The 20,139-nt window shown below is 36.7% G+C and carries 20 protein-coding genes and 1 pseudogene; 6 read left to right on the top strand and 15 right to left on the bottom strand.

Translation table 11 applies throughout. The annotated features are described in order from the left end of the window. Window positions 1–323: 323 nt before the first annotated feature. Window positions 324–1,034: a response regulator transcription factor gene (locus AC1DUW_RS02030; RefSeq protein WP_477641916.1), complete on the top strand. Its 711-nt coding sequence runs from the start codon at window positions 324–326 to the stop codon at window positions 1,032–1,034. Continuing rightward, window positions 1,031–2,470, top strand: coding sequence for a sensor histidine kinase (locus AC1DUW_RS02025; protein ID WP_477641915.1), 1,440 nt, complete (start codon window positions 1,031–1,033; stop codon window positions 2,468–2,470). Before AC1DUW_RS02030 ends, AC1DUW_RS02025 begins: the two co-directional genes overlap by 4 nt. A gap of 80 nt (window positions 2,471–2,550) precedes the next feature. Here the strand turns inward: AC1DUW_RS02025 and AC1DUW_RS02020 are convergent, their stop codons facing one another. From AC1DUW_RS02020 to AC1DUW_RS02000, 5 genes are all read right to left on the bottom strand, one after another. Continuing rightward, window positions 2,551–2,904, bottom strand: a complete 354-nt coding sequence (locus AC1DUW_RS02020; protein WP_053344434.1) for a YxeA family protein — start codon at window positions 2,902–2,904, stop codon at window positions 2,551–2,553. Window positions 2,905–2,909: 5 nt separating this feature from the next. Further along, window positions 2,910–4,829 (bottom strand): FtsX-like permease family protein, encoded by a 1,920-nt coding sequence (locus AC1DUW_RS02015; protein ID WP_477641914.1) that lies wholly within the window; start codon window positions 4,827–4,829, stop codon window positions 2,910–2,912. Beyond that, window positions 4,816–5,583 (bottom strand): ABC transporter ATP-binding protein, encoded by a 768-nt coding sequence (locus AC1DUW_RS02010; RefSeq protein ID WP_053344432.1) that lies wholly within the window; start codon window positions 5,581–5,583, stop codon window positions 4,816–4,818. Before AC1DUW_RS02010 ends, AC1DUW_RS02015 begins: the two co-directional genes overlap by 14 nt. A 208-nt stretch (window positions 5,584–5,791) precedes the next feature. Continuing rightward, a complete protein-coding gene (locus tag AC1DUW_RS02005) occupies window positions 5,792–6,082 on the bottom strand; it encodes a DUF3817 domain-containing protein (RefSeq protein WP_053344431.1) in 291 nt (96 codons plus the stop codon). 258 nt (window positions 6,083–6,340) lie between these two features. Further along, the gene (locus AC1DUW_RS02000; RefSeq protein WP_053344430.1) at window positions 6,341–7,405 is read right to left on the bottom strand and encodes a C45 family autoproteolytic acyltransferase/hydolase; all 1,065 of its coding nucleotides are present in this window, start codon (window positions 7,403–7,405) and stop codon (window positions 6,341–6,343) included. Window positions 7,406–8,079: 674 nt separating this feature from the next. Here AC1DUW_RS02000 and AC1DUW_RS01995 point away from each other — a divergent pair. Together AC1DUW_RS01995 and AC1DUW_RS01990 are read left to right on the top strand one after the other, a co-directional pair. After that, the gene (locus AC1DUW_RS01995; RefSeq protein ID WP_402879432.1) at window positions 8,080–8,688 is read left to right on the top strand and encodes a hypothetical protein; all 609 of its coding nucleotides are present in this window, start codon (window positions 8,080–8,082) and stop codon (window positions 8,686–8,688) included. Between the two features lie 27 nt (window positions 8,689–8,715). Next, on the top strand, window positions 8,716–9,075 hold the full coding sequence (locus AC1DUW_RS01990; RefSeq protein WP_387590152.1) for a hypothetical protein: 360 nt from the start codon (window positions 8,716–8,718) through the stop codon (window positions 9,073–9,075). 90 nt (window positions 9,076–9,165) lie between these two features. Here AC1DUW_RS01990 and AC1DUW_RS01985 read toward each other — a convergent pair whose 3' ends face one another. Continuing rightward, window positions 9,166–9,474: a hypothetical protein gene (locus tag AC1DUW_RS01985; RefSeq protein ID WP_477641913.1), complete on the bottom strand. Its 309-nt coding sequence runs from the start codon at window positions 9,472–9,474 to the stop codon at window positions 9,166–9,168. Window positions 9,475–9,577: 103 nt separating this feature from the next. Here AC1DUW_RS01985 and AC1DUW_RS01980 point away from each other — a divergent pair, with 103 nt between their 5' ends. Continuing rightward, on the top strand, window positions 9,578–10,969 hold the full coding sequence (locus tag AC1DUW_RS01980; RefSeq protein WP_477641912.1) for a hypothetical protein: 1,392 nt from the start codon (window positions 9,578–9,580) through the stop codon (window positions 10,967–10,969). Window positions 10,970–11,162: 193 nt separating this feature from the next. Here AC1DUW_RS01980 and AC1DUW_RS01975 read toward each other — a convergent pair whose 3' ends face one another. The 5 genes and pseudogenes from AC1DUW_RS01975 to AC1DUW_RS01955 all read right to left on the bottom strand — a co-directional run bounded on the left by AC1DUW_RS01975 (window position 11,163) and on the right by AC1DUW_RS01955 (window position 16,622). After that, complete coding sequence (locus tag AC1DUW_RS01975) at window positions 11,163–12,584, bottom strand: amino acid permease (protein ID WP_477641911.1); 1,422 nt, start codon at window positions 12,582–12,584, stop codon at window positions 11,163–11,165. 49 nt (window positions 12,585–12,633) lie between these two features. Then, window positions 12,634–13,395, bottom strand: coding sequence for a dimethylarginine dimethylaminohydrolase family protein (locus tag AC1DUW_RS01970; RefSeq protein ID WP_053344424.1), 762 nt, complete (start codon window positions 13,393–13,395; stop codon window positions 12,634–12,636). Between the two features lie 155 nt (window positions 13,396–13,550). Continuing rightward, window positions 13,551–15,170 carry a M20/M25/M40 family metallo-hydrolase gene (locus tag AC1DUW_RS01965; protein WP_477641910.1) on the bottom strand — a complete coding sequence of 540 codons (1,620 nt, stop codon included), beginning with the start codon at window positions 15,168–15,170 and terminating at the stop codon, window positions 13,551–13,553. Between the two features lie 58 nt (window positions 15,171–15,228). Beyond that, window positions 15,229–15,712: pseudogene (locus AC1DUW_RS01960) on the bottom strand (hypothetical protein). A gap of 25 nt (window positions 15,713–15,737) precedes the next feature. Beyond that, a complete protein-coding gene (locus AC1DUW_RS01955) occupies window positions 15,738–16,622 on the bottom strand; it encodes a dimethylarginine dimethylaminohydrolase family protein (protein WP_053344421.1) in 885 nt (294 codons plus the stop codon). A 147-nt stretch (window positions 16,623–16,769) separates the two neighbouring features. On the opposite strand from AC1DUW_RS01955, the gene AC1DUW_RS01950 reads away from it, so the two are divergent. Then, window positions 16,770–17,510, top strand: coding sequence for an IclR family transcriptional regulator (locus tag AC1DUW_RS01950; protein ID WP_477641909.1), 741 nt, complete (start codon window positions 16,770–16,772; stop codon window positions 17,508–17,510). Window positions 17,511–17,825: 315 nt separating this feature from the next. On the opposite strand, the gene AC1DUW_RS01945 is transcribed toward AC1DUW_RS01950, so the two are convergent. The 4 genes from AC1DUW_RS01945 to AC1DUW_RS01930 are packed head-to-tail and all read right to left on the bottom strand — an operon-like array spanning window position 17,826 to window position 19,945. Beyond that, on the bottom strand, window positions 17,826–17,969 hold the full coding sequence (locus AC1DUW_RS01945; protein ID WP_477641908.1) for a hypothetical protein: 144 nt from the start codon (window positions 17,967–17,969) through the stop codon (window positions 17,826–17,828). 49 nt (window positions 17,970–18,018) lie between these two features. Further along, window positions 18,019–18,807, bottom strand: coding sequence for an ABC transporter permease (locus AC1DUW_RS01940; RefSeq protein WP_377441681.1), 789 nt, complete (start codon window positions 18,805–18,807; stop codon window positions 18,019–18,021). After that, a complete protein-coding gene (locus AC1DUW_RS01935) occupies window positions 18,804–19,709 on the bottom strand; it encodes an ABC transporter ATP-binding protein (protein ID WP_053344418.1) in 906 nt (301 codons plus the stop codon). Before AC1DUW_RS01935 ends, AC1DUW_RS01940 begins: the two co-directional genes overlap by 4 nt. Then, on the bottom strand, window positions 19,706–19,945 hold the full coding sequence (locus AC1DUW_RS01930) for a PLD nuclease N-terminal domain-containing protein (protein WP_477641907.1): 240 nt from the start codon (window positions 19,943–19,945) through the stop codon (window positions 19,706–19,708). Before AC1DUW_RS01930 ends, AC1DUW_RS01935 begins: the two co-directional genes overlap by 4 nt. Between the last annotated feature and the right edge of the window lie 194 nt (window positions 19,946–20,139).

The following is a 20,139-nucleotide window of genomic DNA, read 5'->3' as shown; positions in this document are numbered from 1 at the left end:
GTACTATCTATATCCACCTCAAATAAATAAGCCTACAACCAGAAACTACTTAAAACCAAGCCATGATCAGGCCTCTACGTTTTATGGCAACAAGGTCCTGGTCCTTACATCGAAAGTACATTTTCTTTTTTTATGGAACCTATGTGCTTTTCTCTACTTTGTTTCGCAGCTTATCTTCGCTATTAAATATAATCTTGAATGAAAAATTATGAAACGGATGCCTAAGACGCCACTTATTCCAGAATTATCTCTCCCTTCCCCTTATTTTTTGCTACAGGGTACTCTATACTGTAGGTTAAGATTGATGTTTGGGAGGTAGAAGAATGGCTAATGATCAGTGGATTTTAATTATCGACGACGAGGAAGATTTGGCACTTCTCATGGAGACAGTTTTACATAAAGAAGGTATTACAAATATTGTAACGGCGGGGACGGTTGCGGATGGTTGGGCAAAGTTTCAGGAGTTTACTCCTGCACTTGTATTGCTAGATATTATGCTACCTGATGGTGAAGGCTATGATTTATGCAAGCAAATTCGTGAAGTGTCAAATGTGCCCATTTTATTTATGTCGGCTAAGGATGAGGAAATTGATAAGCTTTTAGGGCTGGCGATAGGTGGGGATGATTATATTACCAAACCATTTAGTCCAAAAGAAGTTGCTTATCGGGTAAAGGCACAGCTGAGACGCGCTGGCTTTTCAGAGGAAAAAGCGGCTCCGAAAAGTTTGCAAGTCGGTCCTTTTGAGCTTAGTGCCAATGAAAAAGAAGTGAAAAAGGATGGCAAAGCGATTGAGCTCACAGCCAAAGAAATCGGACTGATGAGCTGTTTTATGCATCACCCGAATCAGATTTTGAGTAAGGAAACTTTGTTTGAACATGTGTGGGGCGATGATTTCTTTGGCTCTGATAATACAGTGATGGTTCATATTCGCCGTTTACGCGAAAAAATTGAGTCAGATCCTTCAAAGCCTTCGTTTTTAATAACAGTTAAAGGGCTTGGTTATAAATTACAATCCAAGGAGTGCGACAAATGAAGTGGAAATTGACACGGCGCTTTTTAGGATCCGTTGTGACAATTGTTGTAATCGTAGGGATTGTAAATACAATTTTACTCCTCTGCTTACTCTTTTATCGAGCCATGCATAATTTTGGGACAGAAGAAGTATCTGCGGAAAACTTTAGCCGAACATTTTCACAATATGTAGAACTACAAGATAACAAACCGATGGTAAATGAAGAAGGACTGGAAAAACTCCAAGACAATAAGGCCTGGATACAATTTTTGAATAATAAGGGTGAGCAAGTGGCAGCCTTTTATACACCTCAAAATTTGCAAACAGTCTATTCTCCTATTGAAATCGTACAAATGTATAAGTATAAAGAAATTGATGCAGAGACGACTGTGTTTGTTGGCGAAGCCCATAATTTCAGCTATTTTGTAGGTGTTAAGGAACAGAAAATAGGTCGCTATGTAATAACCTATGATTATGCTAAAGTTTTTAAATACATTAATATTTTACTTTTACTATTTTTAATCGTCGATATCATTATTGCATTAGTAATAGGATTTTTATTCGGAAAAAGATTAACTACCCCACTCAACACCTTAATAGAAGGAATTCAGCAGCTTCGGGAAAGACGTTTTAAAAAGATGCCTATACCAAAAGGCGTTTATGAAGATGTATTTAGCAATATGAATGAACTATCGGTAAAATTAGATCAGTATGAGAAAGAACGTGATCAACTCGACCAAATGCGTGAGGAATGGATTAGCAATGTTTCGCATGATATGAAGACACCACTTGCTTCTATCCATGGGTATGCAGAATTGATGAAAGATAGCTCCACAGATATAACACCACAAGAACTGTATGAGTATACATCTATTATTTATAGACAGTCTAAATATATGAAAGATTTGTTAGATGACCTCAATTTAACGATGCGTTTGCGCAATCAACAACTCCCGTTACAATTTGAAGATGTAAATATTGTTGGGTTTATTCGTGAAATGACGATTGAGCTTTTAAATGATTCATCATTTGGGGATCGACAGGTTGAATTTGAGGCAAATGTGGACAAAGCCATGCATAAAGTGGATAAAAAATTACTGAAAAGGGCGATCTTTAACTTTATCTACAACGCACTTGTGCATAACGATGAACATGTCGTTGTGAATATTCGAATTGATAATATTTATCTACAGGGTGGACAAGAGCAAAAGTCAAGCAACATATCCACAGCTTCAGTCTTTCATACCCAAATTACCATTGCCGATAATGGCCGCGGTATCCCCTCTAAAGATTTAGAACAGGTTTTTGAACGCTACTACCGAGGTACGAATACTACCAGTACACATGGAACTGGTTTAGGAATGGCGATTGCAAGAGATATTATTCTAGCCCATAATGGGAAAATCGATTTGACTAGCGTTGAAAATAAGGGCACCACCATTACTATTCTTTTATAATGCTAATTATTTTTTTCTTAACAGGCAGAGAAAAGGGCTGTACTCCACTTACTTATTGGAGACAGCCCTTCTTTCATATTTTATTTTTTTTGTGCCTTTTCCGGAATTTCCTCAAATTTCACTTCATCATATGACGATACTTCATCACCATTTTTCACGTACATTTTCAAGTAGGCATCTTTCCGAAGATTTTTTTGTGCAGTGAATTCTAGTGGAATTGTTTCACCATCAGCATTAGTAGCGTCCAGTTTATAAGAGTAGGAGGTCATCACTGTACCATCATCCAGTTTGGTTTCATGCTCTTCCCCATCCTCTGTAATTTGTAAATAATAATTGCTGGCATTCATACGGTTGAAGTCAATATTAGTAAGCGCGAAGGCTCCTACTACTCCTAGCAAAAACAAAATGCCCACTACCATTAGAAATTTTTTCATCTCAATCATCCTTCTGTTTTATTATTTTGTGTGATAATACGATTGTAAGAAGCTACCGTTAAGATATAATACAGACCGTAGATAACTGTATAAGCAATCATCCAGATCATCACAGGTTTTGCAAGATCCATCATCAGTAAGCTAGAGAAGGCTTTTAAAGCAACAACACTGTGTAATAACCCTACTGTTAGTGGTACGAAGAAGATTACGAATACTTGTGATGCAACGGATTTCCGCATTTCTTTTGCGCTAACGCCCATTTTATGAAGCATATTGTATTGTGATTTATCTTCCTCTGCTTCAGTTAATACTTTGAAATAAATGATACTACCTGTTGCAGCTAAAAATACCAGACCCAGGAAGCTTCCGATAAAGAGCAGTGATCCTACGCCTTCAATGCTTGTCTGAAAATCTTGAGGAGCACTAGAAAATAGCGCTTCTTCAGGTATTTGTTTTGCAATTTTTTTAGATAAATCCGTAGAAGCTCTGTCCACACCAATGACACGATATTTTAGTGCTTCTCCTTCTTTTTGTAATACTTTAAATTGATCATTTGATACCACAACTGCAATACCTGCTGTGCCGGCATTTAAAACTGTTTGCGTTTTATAGCTCTGGAATGTGATTGCAGAGTTGTTTTCTGTCGTGATGGTCTTTCCTTTGTATTTAGGTGAGAATCTTTTGTCATATCCAATATCTAAAATAACCGCATTGTCAGCATTCACATGTAGTTCTTCCTTGTTTTGTACTGCTGCTAATTTGTTATAGGTTTTTTCGTTGATAACCGTATAAATTCTTTTATCTGAGCTATCGAAAACTGATGCCGCGTTTAATTCTTTTGTATTAAATGTGACTGATAGTGCTTCGATATTTTCATCGTACTTTGTATCTGACAATACATTGCTAACTTGTTGGTCGCTTTTTGCATCTGTTTGCTGATACATAAAGGTATTCGGATCAGCGGTCATAACTTGGTCATTTGTGTTGTAATAAAGACCATACACTGCACCACCTGCTGTTACAGTTGTARCACTTAACACCGCAATTACAGTCAATGTACGTGCATTACCCCGAATACGATATAGCAGTTGTGAGATCGTCATTATATGAAGACCTTTCCATAGCCATTTTTCATTTTTCTTAATCACAGCTAACACAAAGCCTGTAACACTGTGGAACAATAAAAATGTACCGACAATTACTGTTGCTAAAATAATGAGTGCTGTCATTAAAAAGCCGACTTTTTGCCACACTTTAGAAGTAAAAAGATCTTGCATCGCCAACCAATAACCGATGGCAATTAGTAATACTCCAAGAATGGCTACAATCATAGATGGCTTCGGAGCAGCTTCCCCTTTTTTCGATGCATGGAATAAATCAATTAGTTTAAATTGATAAATTAAACGATAGCCTTGGAATGATGTCACTAAGAAAATAATAAGAAATACAATGGCGGTATTCAAAGCTGCTGATCCCGAAAATATAAATGGTGCTATGACATCATAGCCCATTAAATGAATCAAAATCGTCATAAATCCTTTTGAACAAAGGAATCCAAGAACAACCCCCATTACTAATGAAACCAAACCTAATAATAAGTTTTCAAAAAAGAGCATAAAGCCAATTTGACGATTACGTACGCCAAGTAATGCATACAATGCCACTTCTTTTTTACGTTTTTTCATAAAGAATGAATTCGAATATGCGATAAATATGGCAACGAAGAATATTAGAATGACAGCCGCACCACTCATTAGTGAATCTAATTTTTGTGATGACGCCGTTTTTTCTGCAATCGTATCACTATATTTTAATGTCACAAATGTGAAGTAGATGACAATACTAAAAACCATAGATGCGATGTATAAAAAATATTGGGAGAAGTTTCGTGCAATATTTTTTCTCGCTAGACTAAATAACGTCATCTACCTCACCCCCAATTGTTGCAAGGACATCCAAAATCTGTTGGAAGAATGCTTTACGTGTTTGGTCACGACGATAAATTTCTGTTGATAGCGTACCATCCTTGATGAAAATAATACGGCGGCAGAAGCTTGCTGCATATGCATCATGTGTCACCATCATGATGGTAGAATTATTATTTTCATTTAAATTACTTAAGCTTTCCAGTAGATTTGTCGCTGATTTTGAGTCAAGTGCACCTGTTGGTTCATCCGCTAGAATCAGTGCAGGTTCTGTCACAAGCGCTCTGGCTGCAGCTGTTCTTTGCTTTTGGCCACCGGAAATTTGGTAAGGATATTTTGCTAGTAAATCTTCAATACCAAATACTTTAGCAATACGATTCACTAAGATATTAATTTCTTTAGCTGGGGTTTTCGCAATCGCCAGTGGTAATAATATATTTTCCTTCACAGTCAATGAGTCGAGCAAATTGTAATCCTGGAAGATGAAACCAAGATTGTCACGTCTGAAATCTGCTAAAGCAGCTTCCTTCAAATCGTGAATACTCGTATCATTCATATAGATTTTCCCTTCAGTTGGTGAATCAATTGTTGCTAACATATTAAGCAAAGTCGATTTCCCCGCTCCAGAAGGCCCCATGATGCCCACAAACTCTCCTTCATGAATGTCAAAAGATACATTTTCTAACGCAGTATAAGCAGCGCTTAATTTACCATATGTTTTTTTAATATTTTCTACTTTTAATAATGGTTCCATGTGTTTCACCTCGTCATTTTTGCTGATACTTATACTATAAATGCCCATCCTTACAGCATCTTTGTGCCAACCTTACAGCAACCTTAAATCTATAAAAAAAAATCGTCTTCTATTGTATAGAAGACGATTTTTTACCTTATTTTTTTCAGATGAACTTTTTTAAAATAACGTTATTTGTTTGGATAGAGAGAGAATGTTTCTTTATCATCTAACTTTGCTTCAATAGTTTTCGATCAATAACAAAATTCCCAAACGGGATAAATGAAACGATGAAGATCATCGCCATTTTAAAAAAAGACCATTTTGATTTAATGCTCACATAAAGTAGTGAAAGGCCGAACACGACAAATAGGAAACCATGAATGCTGCCTAAAATGAGTGTTGCTTCTCCAATATCCAATATGTACTTAAAGGGCATACCAATAGCTAGCAATAGAACATATGAGATTCCCTCAATTATTGTAATAAACCGAAACCATCCAAGAGCTGTAGAAAACACTTGTTCATCCCCCTTACTTTTTTTACAAGTACAAATTGATAGGAACGGTTCACATGAAAGGTTTCTATCTACTTGCTACTTTAATTTTCCAGTCTATTTCTCTATCATATTATATTGCTAGTCGCTCCACTAATAAAAAGTATCCATGATTCGTTTGCCTAAAATTAAAACAACAATAGCCCAATCCAAGGATTGGGCCTGTTAAAGACTTTACTTTTTCAACGTGATTCAAAGTTGCTTAAAGGGGATCTTAACCGCTCAATTCCGGAACCAGTTTGCTCCCTCATCCATATGTACAAATGGAATATCCGTATCAATTACACCCCTGATTCGGTCTAACTCAACATCTTCTCCTTCAAGCCATTTCGCAAAATCAAATGCAGTAGGCTCTTGGTTTCCCCCTAAAGCAATCCATGCCTTCATATCTTTAGGTAAATAAGCGGATGTATGAATCGTTCCCGCCCAACTGCTATATAAATCTGAAAATACACCTTGATTGGTATCATTGAACAATCTATAAGCATCGTAGGCATCTGAAAGTTTTCCTTGTTGATTTTGTATAATGTTTAATCGGCGTTTCGAATCAATAAGGTGGTTACGATTTTCATGTTTCATGATTTCAAAGTGATTTGTGCAGGCATTTGCTGTGCGAACTTCAACATTTCTCGGAGAAGTTTCTACGATATAGGTATCACCACTTTTATCGTAGACAACGTAAGTAAATGAATGCCGATGTGGGATTTCCTTCAACATGGCGACAGCTTCCCCTACATTTGCACAAGATTCTACAATCAATCTACCAATCATACAACAAATGAATCCATCTCCTGGATTTTTTCGATTCATAAAGTTATATCCAATCACTAACCCTTTTTCATTCATGCCATCCATCCGTCCAGTCCCACGTTGACTTGGACCAATGCTAGCATAGCCTTGATCAGTTGGTTGGAATAGGACATAGCGTCCCTCATATGTCTTTGGATGGTAATCATAATTACGAATGAAATAATTCTCACCTGTCATAATGGAACATCCCGACCGAACATAATCCAATCGGTATCCTCCAAACTCATGCAACACACGTTCAATTGGCCATTTCAGCGCTTCCTGCAAGCCAAGTAATTCTTCCCACACACCAGGGGCAAATTGTGTAATCGCTTTCTTGACCTCTTCTTCTTCAACCGTAAACCGTGGCTGCCTAATCTTCCACTGATCTTCACGATTTTTTAGCGTTAGTGAATCTTTTAACTCCTCACCTTGCATGTATCCAAACTCAAAATGTGTACCGCGAAATTGTATAATATCACTATATATTTGCCTCACGACTTATCCCTCATTTACAGTAGTGGCCATTCAAATTAAGGATACTTGATGTATTGTCGAAAATAAAGAAGATAGGCCTTTAAATTAGCTATACTCGACAAATCTATGGATCATATTCATCATTAATTCAAGAAAAATGAAGTATATTGTTTTTTTTTTTCAAATTCTTCGGCCAAATTCAAAATTAATATTGAGCTTGTTCATAAGCTTGAATTTTTTGTTCATCTGTCATTTCTGATTGTTCTTCTCTCAATTCTTCGATAATGGATAGTACCGGATATGAATTTGGATCGTAATCTGTTTCTGTTGATGCATATGTAAATAGGCATCATTTTTTGATTATCAATCATTCTTTTGTAGTCTATTTCTATTAAATGCATATATCCATCTCTATTAAAGGCAGCATCGTTTATTATTCTCTTTTTTGCCGGTGATAGGCCCATGAACTGGATACCAAATGTAGGTACAGATTTTTTTGTTCAGCCCTATATCATATCATCCAATATACCTATATTTAATCTTCAAATCTATTTAAAAATTACAAACTTGTAAATTTTTATTAATAAATTTACAAATCTATGTTACTATTGCACTAGTTAACATACTTAGAAATACATGGACGCATATTAAATAATTGAAAAAGGATGTCATTATTGTTTAAGAGGGGGAAAATTATGAAAAAAATGTTTGTTTTTTCATTATCTTTGGTTATGTTATTTAGTTTAGTAACTCCGTCCTTTGCCAATGAAAATGTTAGCAACGGAACATCTCCAGAACAAGAGTTAGAAGGATATACATATTCTTTTAATGATCTTGAAATAACGAGTAATACCATTTTAACAGACCAAGAGATTGAAAACGTGTACAATGCAGTTATGAGTACGACACCTGAAACAACATCGATTGAAAATGACCCTGACTATGGTGGTATATCATTGCGCGCTCCTGTGTCTGGCGGTTCAACAGTTACTGAAATAGCACCTATTTTTAGAACATACAAAAATACCGGTGTAAACGAAGCCAAAAATCTAATTTTTGCATATATGATGAAAAAGATTCCTAAATCATTAACAGATAACGTATTTGCAAATTGGCTTTTTGTAAAGTTAAATAGCTGGTCTAAAATTAGTCCAACTTATGTGGGTTCTTGGGTATCAAGTTCTTATAGCACTGCAGAAAAGAAAAGAAATTATCATGCAACAGTAGTACATTACGGAAAAAGTAATTACACAGCACCTAAATCAGTTCAATATTTCCAATGCAATTACTGGTTTGGAAAATAATTAATAACCGAGGAAATGGGGAATAAGATGAATTTGATAACATTAGTGAGAATAGGTATCTTTTTATTATTTTCTGGTCTTATGATTTTTGATTATTTCCCGAATATCGTCTTCAATGACATGTCTAAGACTACAATGACAATTGGAATTATCGCAGTAGTGATTATCTATATGGTAATTAATCGAAAGACTGATGAAGATAACGAAAAAAACTCATTTATTGGAGAAGCAGCATTTATTCTCTATACTTTAGTGCTAATAGGAGTATTAACATTAATGGGTGGGAAATCTACTGTAGGAATCTCATTAAATAATCCTATTTTATGGTTTGTTTTATTATTGACTATAGTTGATATGACATTAAGATATAGGAAAATTAATGCTTAGAAAATTCATTTGCTATTGAAGTAACAAGGCAACCAATATGGCTGTCTTATTTATCGTCCCAATTGCCCAAATTTCATAAGCTTATCAGCGTCAATATTTTAGATGATTTGCCTTATCTATACGAATAACCGTCTCTGACAATGCAGTCCAACGCTGGTCACTAGCTTTAAAATCAATCCTAATTGAATCAACAAATTGATCAATATTGTCTAGCTTTGTTTTAATGATAGCCGATTCTGTAGCATCATTTTTGACATTACTTTTGATATCGTTTTTTCTATTTCGGCTAAATGTTAACAAGCCAAGGACAGCCCCTGTTGCCGTACACAATAAACCGAATGACAAAATGTTCGGCCAAGCATTCATGTTGCTGCTTCTTGAACTCGATATTTTCATCATAAGTGAAAATAATGAAGATAAGCCCTTAAATTTATGAAACAACTCACCACCCCGATCTCCCCTCATAATCTGTAACTAGGCACATTTATGAGGGGGACGGATCATGGAGATGGAATTGACGGCACTCCATTGGATTTATGTTGTATTTATCGTATTGATAATCGGGTTTATGGTAAAACGTCGTGATACTACCCTCATTTGCATAATTGGAATTTTCCTTTTGGCTTTAGTTGCTACTGGCAGTTTAGCCTCATCCATTAGCGGGATATTTAACAGCTTCATTTTCGCCATCACGGAATTAATGTCCACGATATTAATCATTTCAATCATAGTCGCTATGAGCACGGTTTTAACGAAGTCTGGAATTAATGATGTCATGATCGCACCATTTGCTAAATTCATTAAAAATCCTACACTTGCCTTTTGGATAATCGGAATCGTCATGATGATCATATCCTGGTTTTTCTGGCCCTCACCGGCTGTTGCCTTACTTGGGGCGGTTATGCTCCCCGTTGCATTACGGGCTGGTTTACCTGCTCTCGGTGTGGCGATGGCGATGAACCTTTTTGGTCACGGAATAGCATTGTCAGGGGATTTCATCATTCAAGCTGCACCTAAACTGACGGCGGATGCCGCTTCGATACCAGTCGGTGATGTTATCGCTGCGAGCATTCCCCTTGTCATCACAATGGGCGTCGTCACCACCCTCTCCGCCTTTATCCTCTTGAAGCGGGATATGAAACTTGGAAGAATCAAGGCGGAGGATAATGAAGGTATCGTCCAAGATCAAACATTTAGTGAAGATCTGCTCACACTGGCACAAAAGAAGTTTTTTGCAGTCTTCATTCCGATCGCATTTCTGTTGGATGTTGTGGCATTATCGATTTTGAAGTTACAAGGGGGAGATGCAACCGCATTGGTTGGCGGTACTGCCGTTTTCATTTTGCTGATTTTATCCCTTGTCGCACATAAACAACAAGGACTTGAAAAATCAACGGCCTATTTAATTCAGGGATTTCAATTTGGATTCAAAGTATTCGGACCCGTCATTCCAATCGCTGCATTCTTCTATTTAGGTGATTCTGGCTTCAACCAAATCATCGGTGACTATTTACCAAAAACGTCTCTCGGCATTGTCAATGATCTCGGTGCCGCCTTAGCAGCCTCCGTACCTTTAACGAAAGAAATAGCCGCCGTTACATTAACGGGCATCGGTGCCATCACTGGCCTCGATGGGTCGGGATTTTCAGGCATTTCTTTAGCAGGATCGGTTGCTAAACTATTTGGAACAGCCATCGGAAGCGGAACCGCTACCTTGACTGCACTTGGGCAAATAACTGCAATTTGGGTAGGCGGCGGAACCTTGATTCCATGGGCCCTCATCCCAGCCGCTGCAATATGTAATGTTAGTCCCTTCGAACTTGCGCGCCGGAATCTGCTACCGGTAACCATTGGTTTAGTATTCACTACAATAATTGCGATGTTTCTCATATAACTTTTTAAGCAGACAATGTGCTTGGGTAATAAAAAACGAGAACAGTACTTGAAGATCTAGATTTGTATGTGTGAAGTAATTTCCATATGAAAAAGGACTGAAAAAAAAGATCAGTCCTTTTTACATTTTAGATAAAAATCGAATTTTATCCTAACCCAGTAATCCAAGGCGATAATGCCCTATAGATTCTAAACTACATTATTTTTTCATTACTACTATCAACATTTATTGTTGACTCTACTTTCTTAGCCAGTTTAAATTTATAGAATAATATACAGGCGATTAAAAATCCTATCCCATAAAATAATCCGACTCGTTGAGTAGAATCAAAAGCTAGAAATACTAGAATCAAAAAGCAAAATCCTAAACAAAACAATGGGACAAATGGATAAAATGGTACTTTGTATTGTAATTCTTCCGTTTTCCCACCCGCTTTTAAAAACTTCCTTCGAAACATATATTGCGATAAAGCAATTCCCATCCATGAAATCGTGACAGAAATACCTGCGATTGACATAAGTAATACGAACACAGTATCAGCAGCAATAAAGCTGGTCAATAACGATAAGAGTGAAAAAGACATTGTAAAAAGAAGGGCATTCAACGGTACTTTTCTCTTAGACAAAGTACCAAATATCTTAGGTGCCATTCCATCATGTGCCATCGACCAAAGTAAACGTGAAGATGCATAAAGACATGAATTTCCAACAGAAAGAATAGCTGTCAAAATAATAAAGTTCATGATACCTGCTGCATAAGGGACCCCTGCAATCTTCATTAAAGTTACAAAAGGACTTTCTAATAAACCTAATTCAGAAGAAGGGAATATGGCAGAAAGAATAATAATGGACGCAATGTAGAATACAATGATTCTAAAAATTACATTTCGAATAGCTCTAGGTATGTTCTCTTCAGGATTTTCACTTTCCCCTGCTGCAATCCCTATTAGTTCTGAGCCTTGATAAGAAAATATTACATTCATCATTGTCACAAAGACAATTGCAATACCACCTGCTGGGAAAAGTCCAGAAGAAGCTAGATTCTCAAAGAATGGGGTTGGACGATCAGATAAGGAGACAAAGCCAAAGATGCCAGCGATTCCAATTAAGATAAACAAGATTACCGCAACGATTTTTATTCCAGCGAACCAATATTCCGCCTCTGCAAAACCTCTTGTCGTTAACGCATTCAATGTAAATAAAAGTACAATGAACACAGCACACCAAATCCAGATAGGAACATGAGGGAACCAGTGTTTCATCAATATTCCCGCTGCTGTAAACTCAACTCCTGCAGTTGCGGCTGAACCGACGAAATACATCCATCCGAGCGAAAAACCAGCGGAAGGTCCAATATATGTAGCAGCATATTTTTGGAATGAACCTGTAACCGGCATATGAACAGCTAGCTCGCCTAGACAGACCATTACCATATACAAAATAAGACCACCTGCTAAATAACCCACCAGAGCCCCTCCAGCCCCTGCTTGATTAATTGTATAGCCTGCATTTAAAAATAGGCCTGTCCCAATAACGCCACCAAGCGAAAGCATAAATAAATGACGTCTTTTCATTGAGCGTTGCAGTTGTTCATTGTTTTCCAAACCATTCCCCATATTATCACGTCCTTTTCTTTGCTATTAATCCACCTTCTTCCTAACTAACTTAGAATCTTAATGAGAGACAACTAAGACCGCCATCTTGTTTTTGGAATTCTGACATCTCCACTTCAATCACAGTGTATCCAATATCTTCAATCTTTTTCTTTGTTCCCTCAAATCCTTTCGGGACAATAATGTAGTCGTTCATTCGGACGCAGTTACCCGAATATTCTTCGTCCTCTGTTACAACAATTTGATTATAGCTAGAAAAAGCTTCATGATTGATGAATTCTCCGGCCACTAATAAATTATTGTCTCCTAGATAATTCACACCCGTTTTTAAATGAAAGAATTTCTTAAGAGGAATGATGGTCGTATCATAACCATACTTACCCATAATATCTTTGAACTGCCGAGCACCTGCTTCATTTGTTCTTGAAGAAAGTCCAACATAGAAGCGATCTTCAGCCTGCATAACATCTCCGCCATCTAACATACCTGGGGATTGAATATACTCAATTGTGTCATAAAAGTCTTTTAAAACTTCTTTCATTTCAATAATCTCACCATTTCGGCTATCTGCACCAGGATTCGTTACAAGGGCACATTTTGGCGTCAACACGGCGGTATCTTCTACAAACGTAGAATCAGGGTATGTTTCATCCGATTCGAGAACAGTCACTTTCACATCGCAGCGTTTTAATGCTTCTATATAAGCCTCGTGTTGTACCAGCGCTTTTTCATAATCTGGGTTTCCTAAATCCGATGTTGTTAAACCATTTACAAAACTTTTACCAATCTTTCGTACAATCGCATGTTTAAACATATTTATTCCTCCTAATATAGTTAACTTAACTTTTTTAAAATAGGGACAGTTAAACCACCTGAACCTTCCGTACCTTAGTGCACTTGTGCTCCAAACTGTACAAGTAGTTTTTTAGTTATTGGATTTTCGGCACCACTGGCCTTGCAGAAATGTTTCTATCGACTCTCTACCAAACTCTTAAACATACTCTTTATCAAACTCTCTATCATAGCAGGAGTATGGACAAAGGCACTATCGATGTGAAGGCGYTCTGTACGCTGATGTGCATCTTTGCCGAACGGCCCTACATTGAGCACGGGTGCTTGAAGTTGAAGCATATCAGCGAAAGGAATGCTATAAGTATCGCCCCAGACTGGCGTATTCTTTTCAAAAGCCGTCCAGCCATCAGCCTCATCACTATATTGAACATAGCTTAAATCGCAAAGACCATTAAAATAATGAATTTGGCTGACTTCTTTATTAAACCTGGCTGCAGTTTCCTTTATTAATTGCACAGAATCGATGATAAACGGGTCATTGGACGTATTAACAGCTGGATAATAGGGCGGCGCAAACAGCAATACAATAGCCGGCGCAAGCTCCTGACATTGAATCATCAGTTTATCTGCGATTCGCAGTGATTTTTCCCGCTCATCCCAATCCATGTTTCCTTGGACTTCACTCTTTATTTCCTCAACAAAATTTGCACCAAATTTCCCCTCGGCATAAGAAAGTAACTTTTCGTAGCGCAATACTTTTACTTCGCCTACACCTTCAATCTGTTCACGCCGGCAAACAGCTTTATATGATTCATTGCACATTATCGCTGCTTCCTGTGCAACCTGCTCGAATATATCCATAATTTCAGCAGCGCTTCTTTTCATAATGAAAACATTATAAAGGGCGGCTGCACGATAAGGAGTCTGTGTTGAATATTGTAATTTCAAATCTTTTTGCTGAAGCGAAACGGGTAAAGGTGTATCCTCTCCGAGATCACTTTCCTGAAACAGAGTGCTCCACTCCATGAGTTGAGTAAGGAACGAGGCAATATAGTTAGCTGTAATTCCCTTTAAAGGCTCACCAACGTGAGTTTCTTTTCCATAAAAAAGAGCAGCCGGCATGATTTTTCCCAACGTTCCAGAATAGATATAATGTCTATCATCTCCCGGTTTCTGTGAAAAAGATGGTTCACTGTTAAAAAACATTTTATAAGAAAGGTCATATTTATCACGCAAAGTCACAAGTTCTTTAACTGCAGCTCTCATTCCCGCTGAATTCACTTCCTCATCTGGGACGGTTAGTAGCAGAAGATTGATAGACCATTGTTCGATACTTGCTTTTTCGATGAGAGCCATATGAAGGGCAAGTCCCATTTTCATATCCATCGTTCCTCTTCCAAACAAGTACTTTCCCGATTCAAGATCAATGCGCGCTTCTTCCGGTAAATTATCTTTTCGTTCATGAAGTTTTTTTGTAAGCTCCTCTGGTTGAAAAGCAAGAGTCTCAAGATCGCCGTATTCTTCAGTCTGAACCGTATCAAAATGGCTAATTAATACGACTGTATCCTTTGCTTCAGAATGTTTGTAAAAGGCATTGACAAAATTTCTCCCTAGATCAACTTCGTGAAGTGATAAGTGCTCTGGATTCCTTTTAAAATAATCAAGCTTGCTTAATTTCTCTTGAACTTTATAAGGAAACATGCATTCCCCTTCAGTAAGAGTACGACTTTCCCAGCTAACAAGTTCACATAATAAAGCACGAAGAGTTTCAGGTGTACCCCATAGTAATCGACTCATTGAAATCCCCCTTCCGATTTTTAATAAATGTAAGAACGTAGGAAAAACCAACCTTCTTTTATCTAAATTTTCTGTTTTTTAAAAGCGTAGTTCTCAATCCACTGTCCTGCTTTTGGAACTCAGACATTTCCAGTTCATTCGTTTTAAAACCAACTTCATTCATTTTATGTTTCGTCTCTTCATATCCCTTTGGAATTATCACATAATCATTTACAAGGATACAGTTTGCTGAGTATTCGTCTTGAGTTGAAACCGTTATTTTCTTGTATTGTGAAAAATTATGATGATTGATAAATTCACCTGCAGCTACAATCAAGTTTTTCCCAAGGTAGGCGATTCCTGTTTTCAGACAGCGGTATCTTCAACGAATGTTGAATCTGGAAATTCCTCGCTTGCTGGCAAGTGTGTAACTGAAACCCCGCATTTTATTAATGCTTCCACATAAGCATTTCATGCTTCTCTAATAATCTTTCATAATCTGGCTTGCCTAAGTCGGAGGTTGTTAAACCATTTACATAACTTTCTCCCAGTGTTTTTACAATTACATGTTAATACTTAATTTCCCCCTCAATATTTGATATTCGTACGTACAACTGGACAGGTTAAACAAGTCGGTCCGCCAGTGCCTTTATAACTGATTTCAGTTCCCTTGTATTCATATACTGTGGCTCCAGCATCAAGAAGCTGTTGTTTTGTGTAAGCGTTACCAGAAGACATTACACAAACACGCGGAGCTAATGCAAGCACATTGCAGCCTAAGTTCATGTACTCATCATCCGGCACTTCAATAAGCTGAATACCGCGATCAATAAGCAGTTTTCTGAAAAATACTGGCATAAGACGAGAATGGACTACTGCTAAATCATGGTCTACCATGCTGATAAAGGACATAAGATGGAGGCACTCTGCCTCGCCTTGATCATGTGTAAGCTGGACTACGATGAATTCATCGACAAGATGAGCGGTCATTTCTTTTAATTGACGAATAGCTTCAGCGTTTGTACGATAACCATGTCCGACAACAAGTGTCCGATCATCAAGCCAAACGATATCACCGCCATCTGCGACAGCATCACCAGTTAAAACACCAATAATCGGTATGTCCTTCTCCTTACAAAACTCCTTGTATACATTTGCTTCAGGCTGTCTCAATTCTTTCCCAGACTTTAAAATAATGGCTCCTTCACTTGTGAATTTTACAGGATCATGGGCATATAAGGAGTCCATTCCGACTTCCGAAGATGCGGGCAAATAATCGATGTTTGGAACATATTTCTCCAAAATAGAAATAAAGTCACCATACTCTGTTAGGGCTTCTTTGAAATCTGGCTCTTCTACATAGTTGAAATTCCGCCATTCTTGGCTTATATGTTCTTGACTAATAAAAGCGTCGTTCGGATGTTTTACAATGACACGTTCTAATGGTTGGTACATAGACGAACAATATGTCATTACCTTCCCTCCTTTTTCCGCATATCGGAAAACGTTTCCGGCAATAGGAAATTTTCTTAAATTATAAAATTAAATATGGTATAATGTCAATATGTTTTAAATCTTCAGTTTTTTTGTAACTCGTAATGAAAGATAGGTGGTAAGTTTATGCAATCAATTGACCGGGCCATGAACGTTATTAAGGTGCTAGTTTCCGATTCATCGGAAAACTGGCTGTCTATTACGGAACTATCTCAAGAATGTGAACTTCCGGTTAGTTCCATGCACCGTTTGTTAAAAGCAATGTCCAAGCATGGCCTAATTCAACAAGACGAACAATCCAAACAATATGGTTTAGGAAATATTTGGCTCGAATATGGTTTGCGTATGTATGACAAAATGGATTACATCAGTCAAATAAGGCCTGAACTAGAAAGGCTTATGAACAAAGTGGAGGAAAGCGTCTATCTCAGCCAGCCAGTAGGAATTGAGTCACTCATTATCGAACGAATCGACAGTGAAAAAAGCCAAATCCGTGTTTATGACCAGCTTGGCTCACGAGTCCCTATGCATATTGGAGCTGCTAATAAGGTAATGCTCGCCTATATGCCATATAATCAAGCGAAAAAAATCGTAGATGCTCTTTTGCCAGTTCAAGAAAGAGCAGCTTTTTGGGATATATTGAAAGAAGCTAAAATGAAGGGACATGGAATCAGTCACAGTGAAAGAACAGAAGGAACATCTTCTGTAGCTGTTCCAGTCTTAAACCATTTTGGAGAAGTGCATGGGGCAGTGAGTATTGGTTTTGTCAGCTTTAACTTGACAGAAGACAGACTTGATTTTCTCATTAAAAATGTGATTGAAACCGGCAATCGAGTTTCTTCAAAATTGGGGTATAGAGGACCATGAATATGAGACCAGTGGATGAACGGTATTCACGAAACGATTCATCCATTAAAATCTTTTTGATTTATAATAAACCCTGAAAATTTTAATAAGTCGTCACTTCTTTTCCGAATTAATCTTTTCGTTAAAATTTCAGTCTTTCCCTTGCAATTAACGCAAATAATCAAAGCGATCAATATGGTAGATTGTTATTCCATCAAACCAATTAAAGGATAGTAGGCCTCAGATCCTAAGCAGATAGAACGGGTGTCACTTTACTTCAAAACCTTGTCTCTGAAACCGATGGCATAATAAAAAAGGACCCAAAAGTGTCTGAAATCACCACAACTTTAAAATATAGATTTCATCTATTATTCTAAGGTTGTGGTTCGATAAAATTTCCCCTTTTTTTATTTTTAAATTTACACCGTTTAAAATTTTCTTGGTTGAGTAACCTTTTTCTAAATCTGTGATGCTTAACAATGTTATCATCCCCCCATCACTTCATGATTAACACATTTCTGCCTTCTACTTATTCATTATTAAATTTCTTTTTAGAAATCCAGATGTTTGTTACTAAGATTGTTAGTGCTGACAATACAATTGTCGATATTACACTCCAGATTACATCTGTATTGACTGTTCCTAAAATAAGTACTTCCATAGCATGTTTACTCATACTTGCCGGGTTTACATTGTCTATAACAGGACTTAAACCCACTACGATTCTACAGCCCAGTAAAAATACTATTGATATTAATGCAATAATACCCTGACTATTAAAAATAGTACTGATCATTGTCGTGAATGAAACTATAAATAGAATCCACATCAGATAGAACAACAAAGCTACTAATAAGTCCACAAAATCAACTCTCGTAAACAATAAAATAACATATAGATATGAGACCAAGTATCCTAGCACTACACTGCAAGCAACAAACAAATAATTGGAAATAACTTTTCCACTTATATAAGAACCAACCGTAACAGGTCTTGTAAGAATAAAGGCTAACATACCATTTGCTTTGTCAGACTGTACGACCCCCATCATGGAAACGATAATAATCATGACCCCTAATTGATCAAATTGAGACCCTAATGTACTAGCAAGTACTTCGCCGCCTTTTTGAGCAGCCATACTTGGATCAATAGTGATCCCTTGGCCTCCACCTAGTGCCTTTAATATTGAAGGTAAGTAATAACTAACAACTGGTTGAGTTAATCCTAAAAATATAAATACAAGAGGCAGCCAAATAACTTTGAATTCACGTACCATCTGCACAAATTCCTTTTTCGCTAAAACGGTAAAATTATTCATTTTTCCACCACCAATTTTAAGAATATCTCTTCCAATGTATCGTTATCTATTTCAAACCGTACAAGATCAACATTGTGTTCCAGAGCACTCGCCAGTAATAAATTCTTGTTTAATTCTATATTTTCCACTTCTATTTTTAATTTATTTCCTATTACCTCTACACCTTTTACAAAGTTCAAGCTTTTAACGATTTCAATCCATTCTTGATTTTTAACTGTTAAATCAACATTAATTTTATTTTCACTATTCCTGTTTAATAATTCTGTCATTGTAGTATCTTCAATTTTTTCACCATTCTTTATAATGACAAATCTCTCACATATTTCTTCTGCATCACTTAATATATGTGTTGATAATAAAATGGTCGTCTCTTTCTTTATTTCTTCTATTATATTTAGAACTTCTCTTCGACCAATTGGATCTAATGCCGAAACCGGTTCATCCATTACAATCAAAGATGGTTTATGTAACAATGCTTGTGCAATTCCAAGTCTCTGTTTCATTCCACCTGAAAAGGTTCTTACCTTTGAATTCTCTTCCCCACTTAACCCTACTTTCGACATTATTTCTGGAATACTCCGTGTTAATTCTTCCTTCTTTATTCCTGATAGCTGTCCCATAAAAGTAAGGGTTTCTTTGGCAGTCATCCATTGAAAAAAGTTTGGGTATTGTGGTAAGTAGCCTATTTCCCTTTTCATTTTAGAAATTTTCTTACCACCAAGTAAGACTTCTCCCATGCTTGGATCTATAATATCTGCAATAACTTTTATTAGTGTCGATTTACCTGCCCCATTAGGCCCTATCAATCCAACACATTCCCCTGATTGTAGTTCCATTGAAAAATTATTAACCGCTGTTTTTTCTTTAAATTTTTTAGTAACATTTTTGATTTCTAATTTCATATTCTGTCACTGTCCTTTCTACCAATAACAAAGTACAGTATTGGACCAAGAGTGTTTACAAAAATAATAATGAGTGTCCACAATAAAATATTTTTCCTCGTTTTTCGATGTCTGTATAAATCAATTAAAGCTATAAGGACTAAAATAAATCCAATAGCAATTACCGGTAAAATAATCGGCAGAATAGACATGAAATCAATATCTTTAAATTCGTCCCATCCGTAATGCAATTGCATACCTACCACTCCTATCATTTAATAATTCCAATTATAACACTATCATTATCAATAATGATAACATTATAATTGGAATATTACACCTATTTTTTTCTTTTAAAAATATTGTTTTAGTTTTTATTATTATTTATAATGATAATATTATCATTATAAATAATAATAAAAATATAATGGGATTTATGTATGCTAAAAGC

This window comes from Peribacillus sp. P4_C12, assembly GCF_056402095.1.
This window is presented reverse-complemented; position numbering and strand designations above follow the sequence as displayed.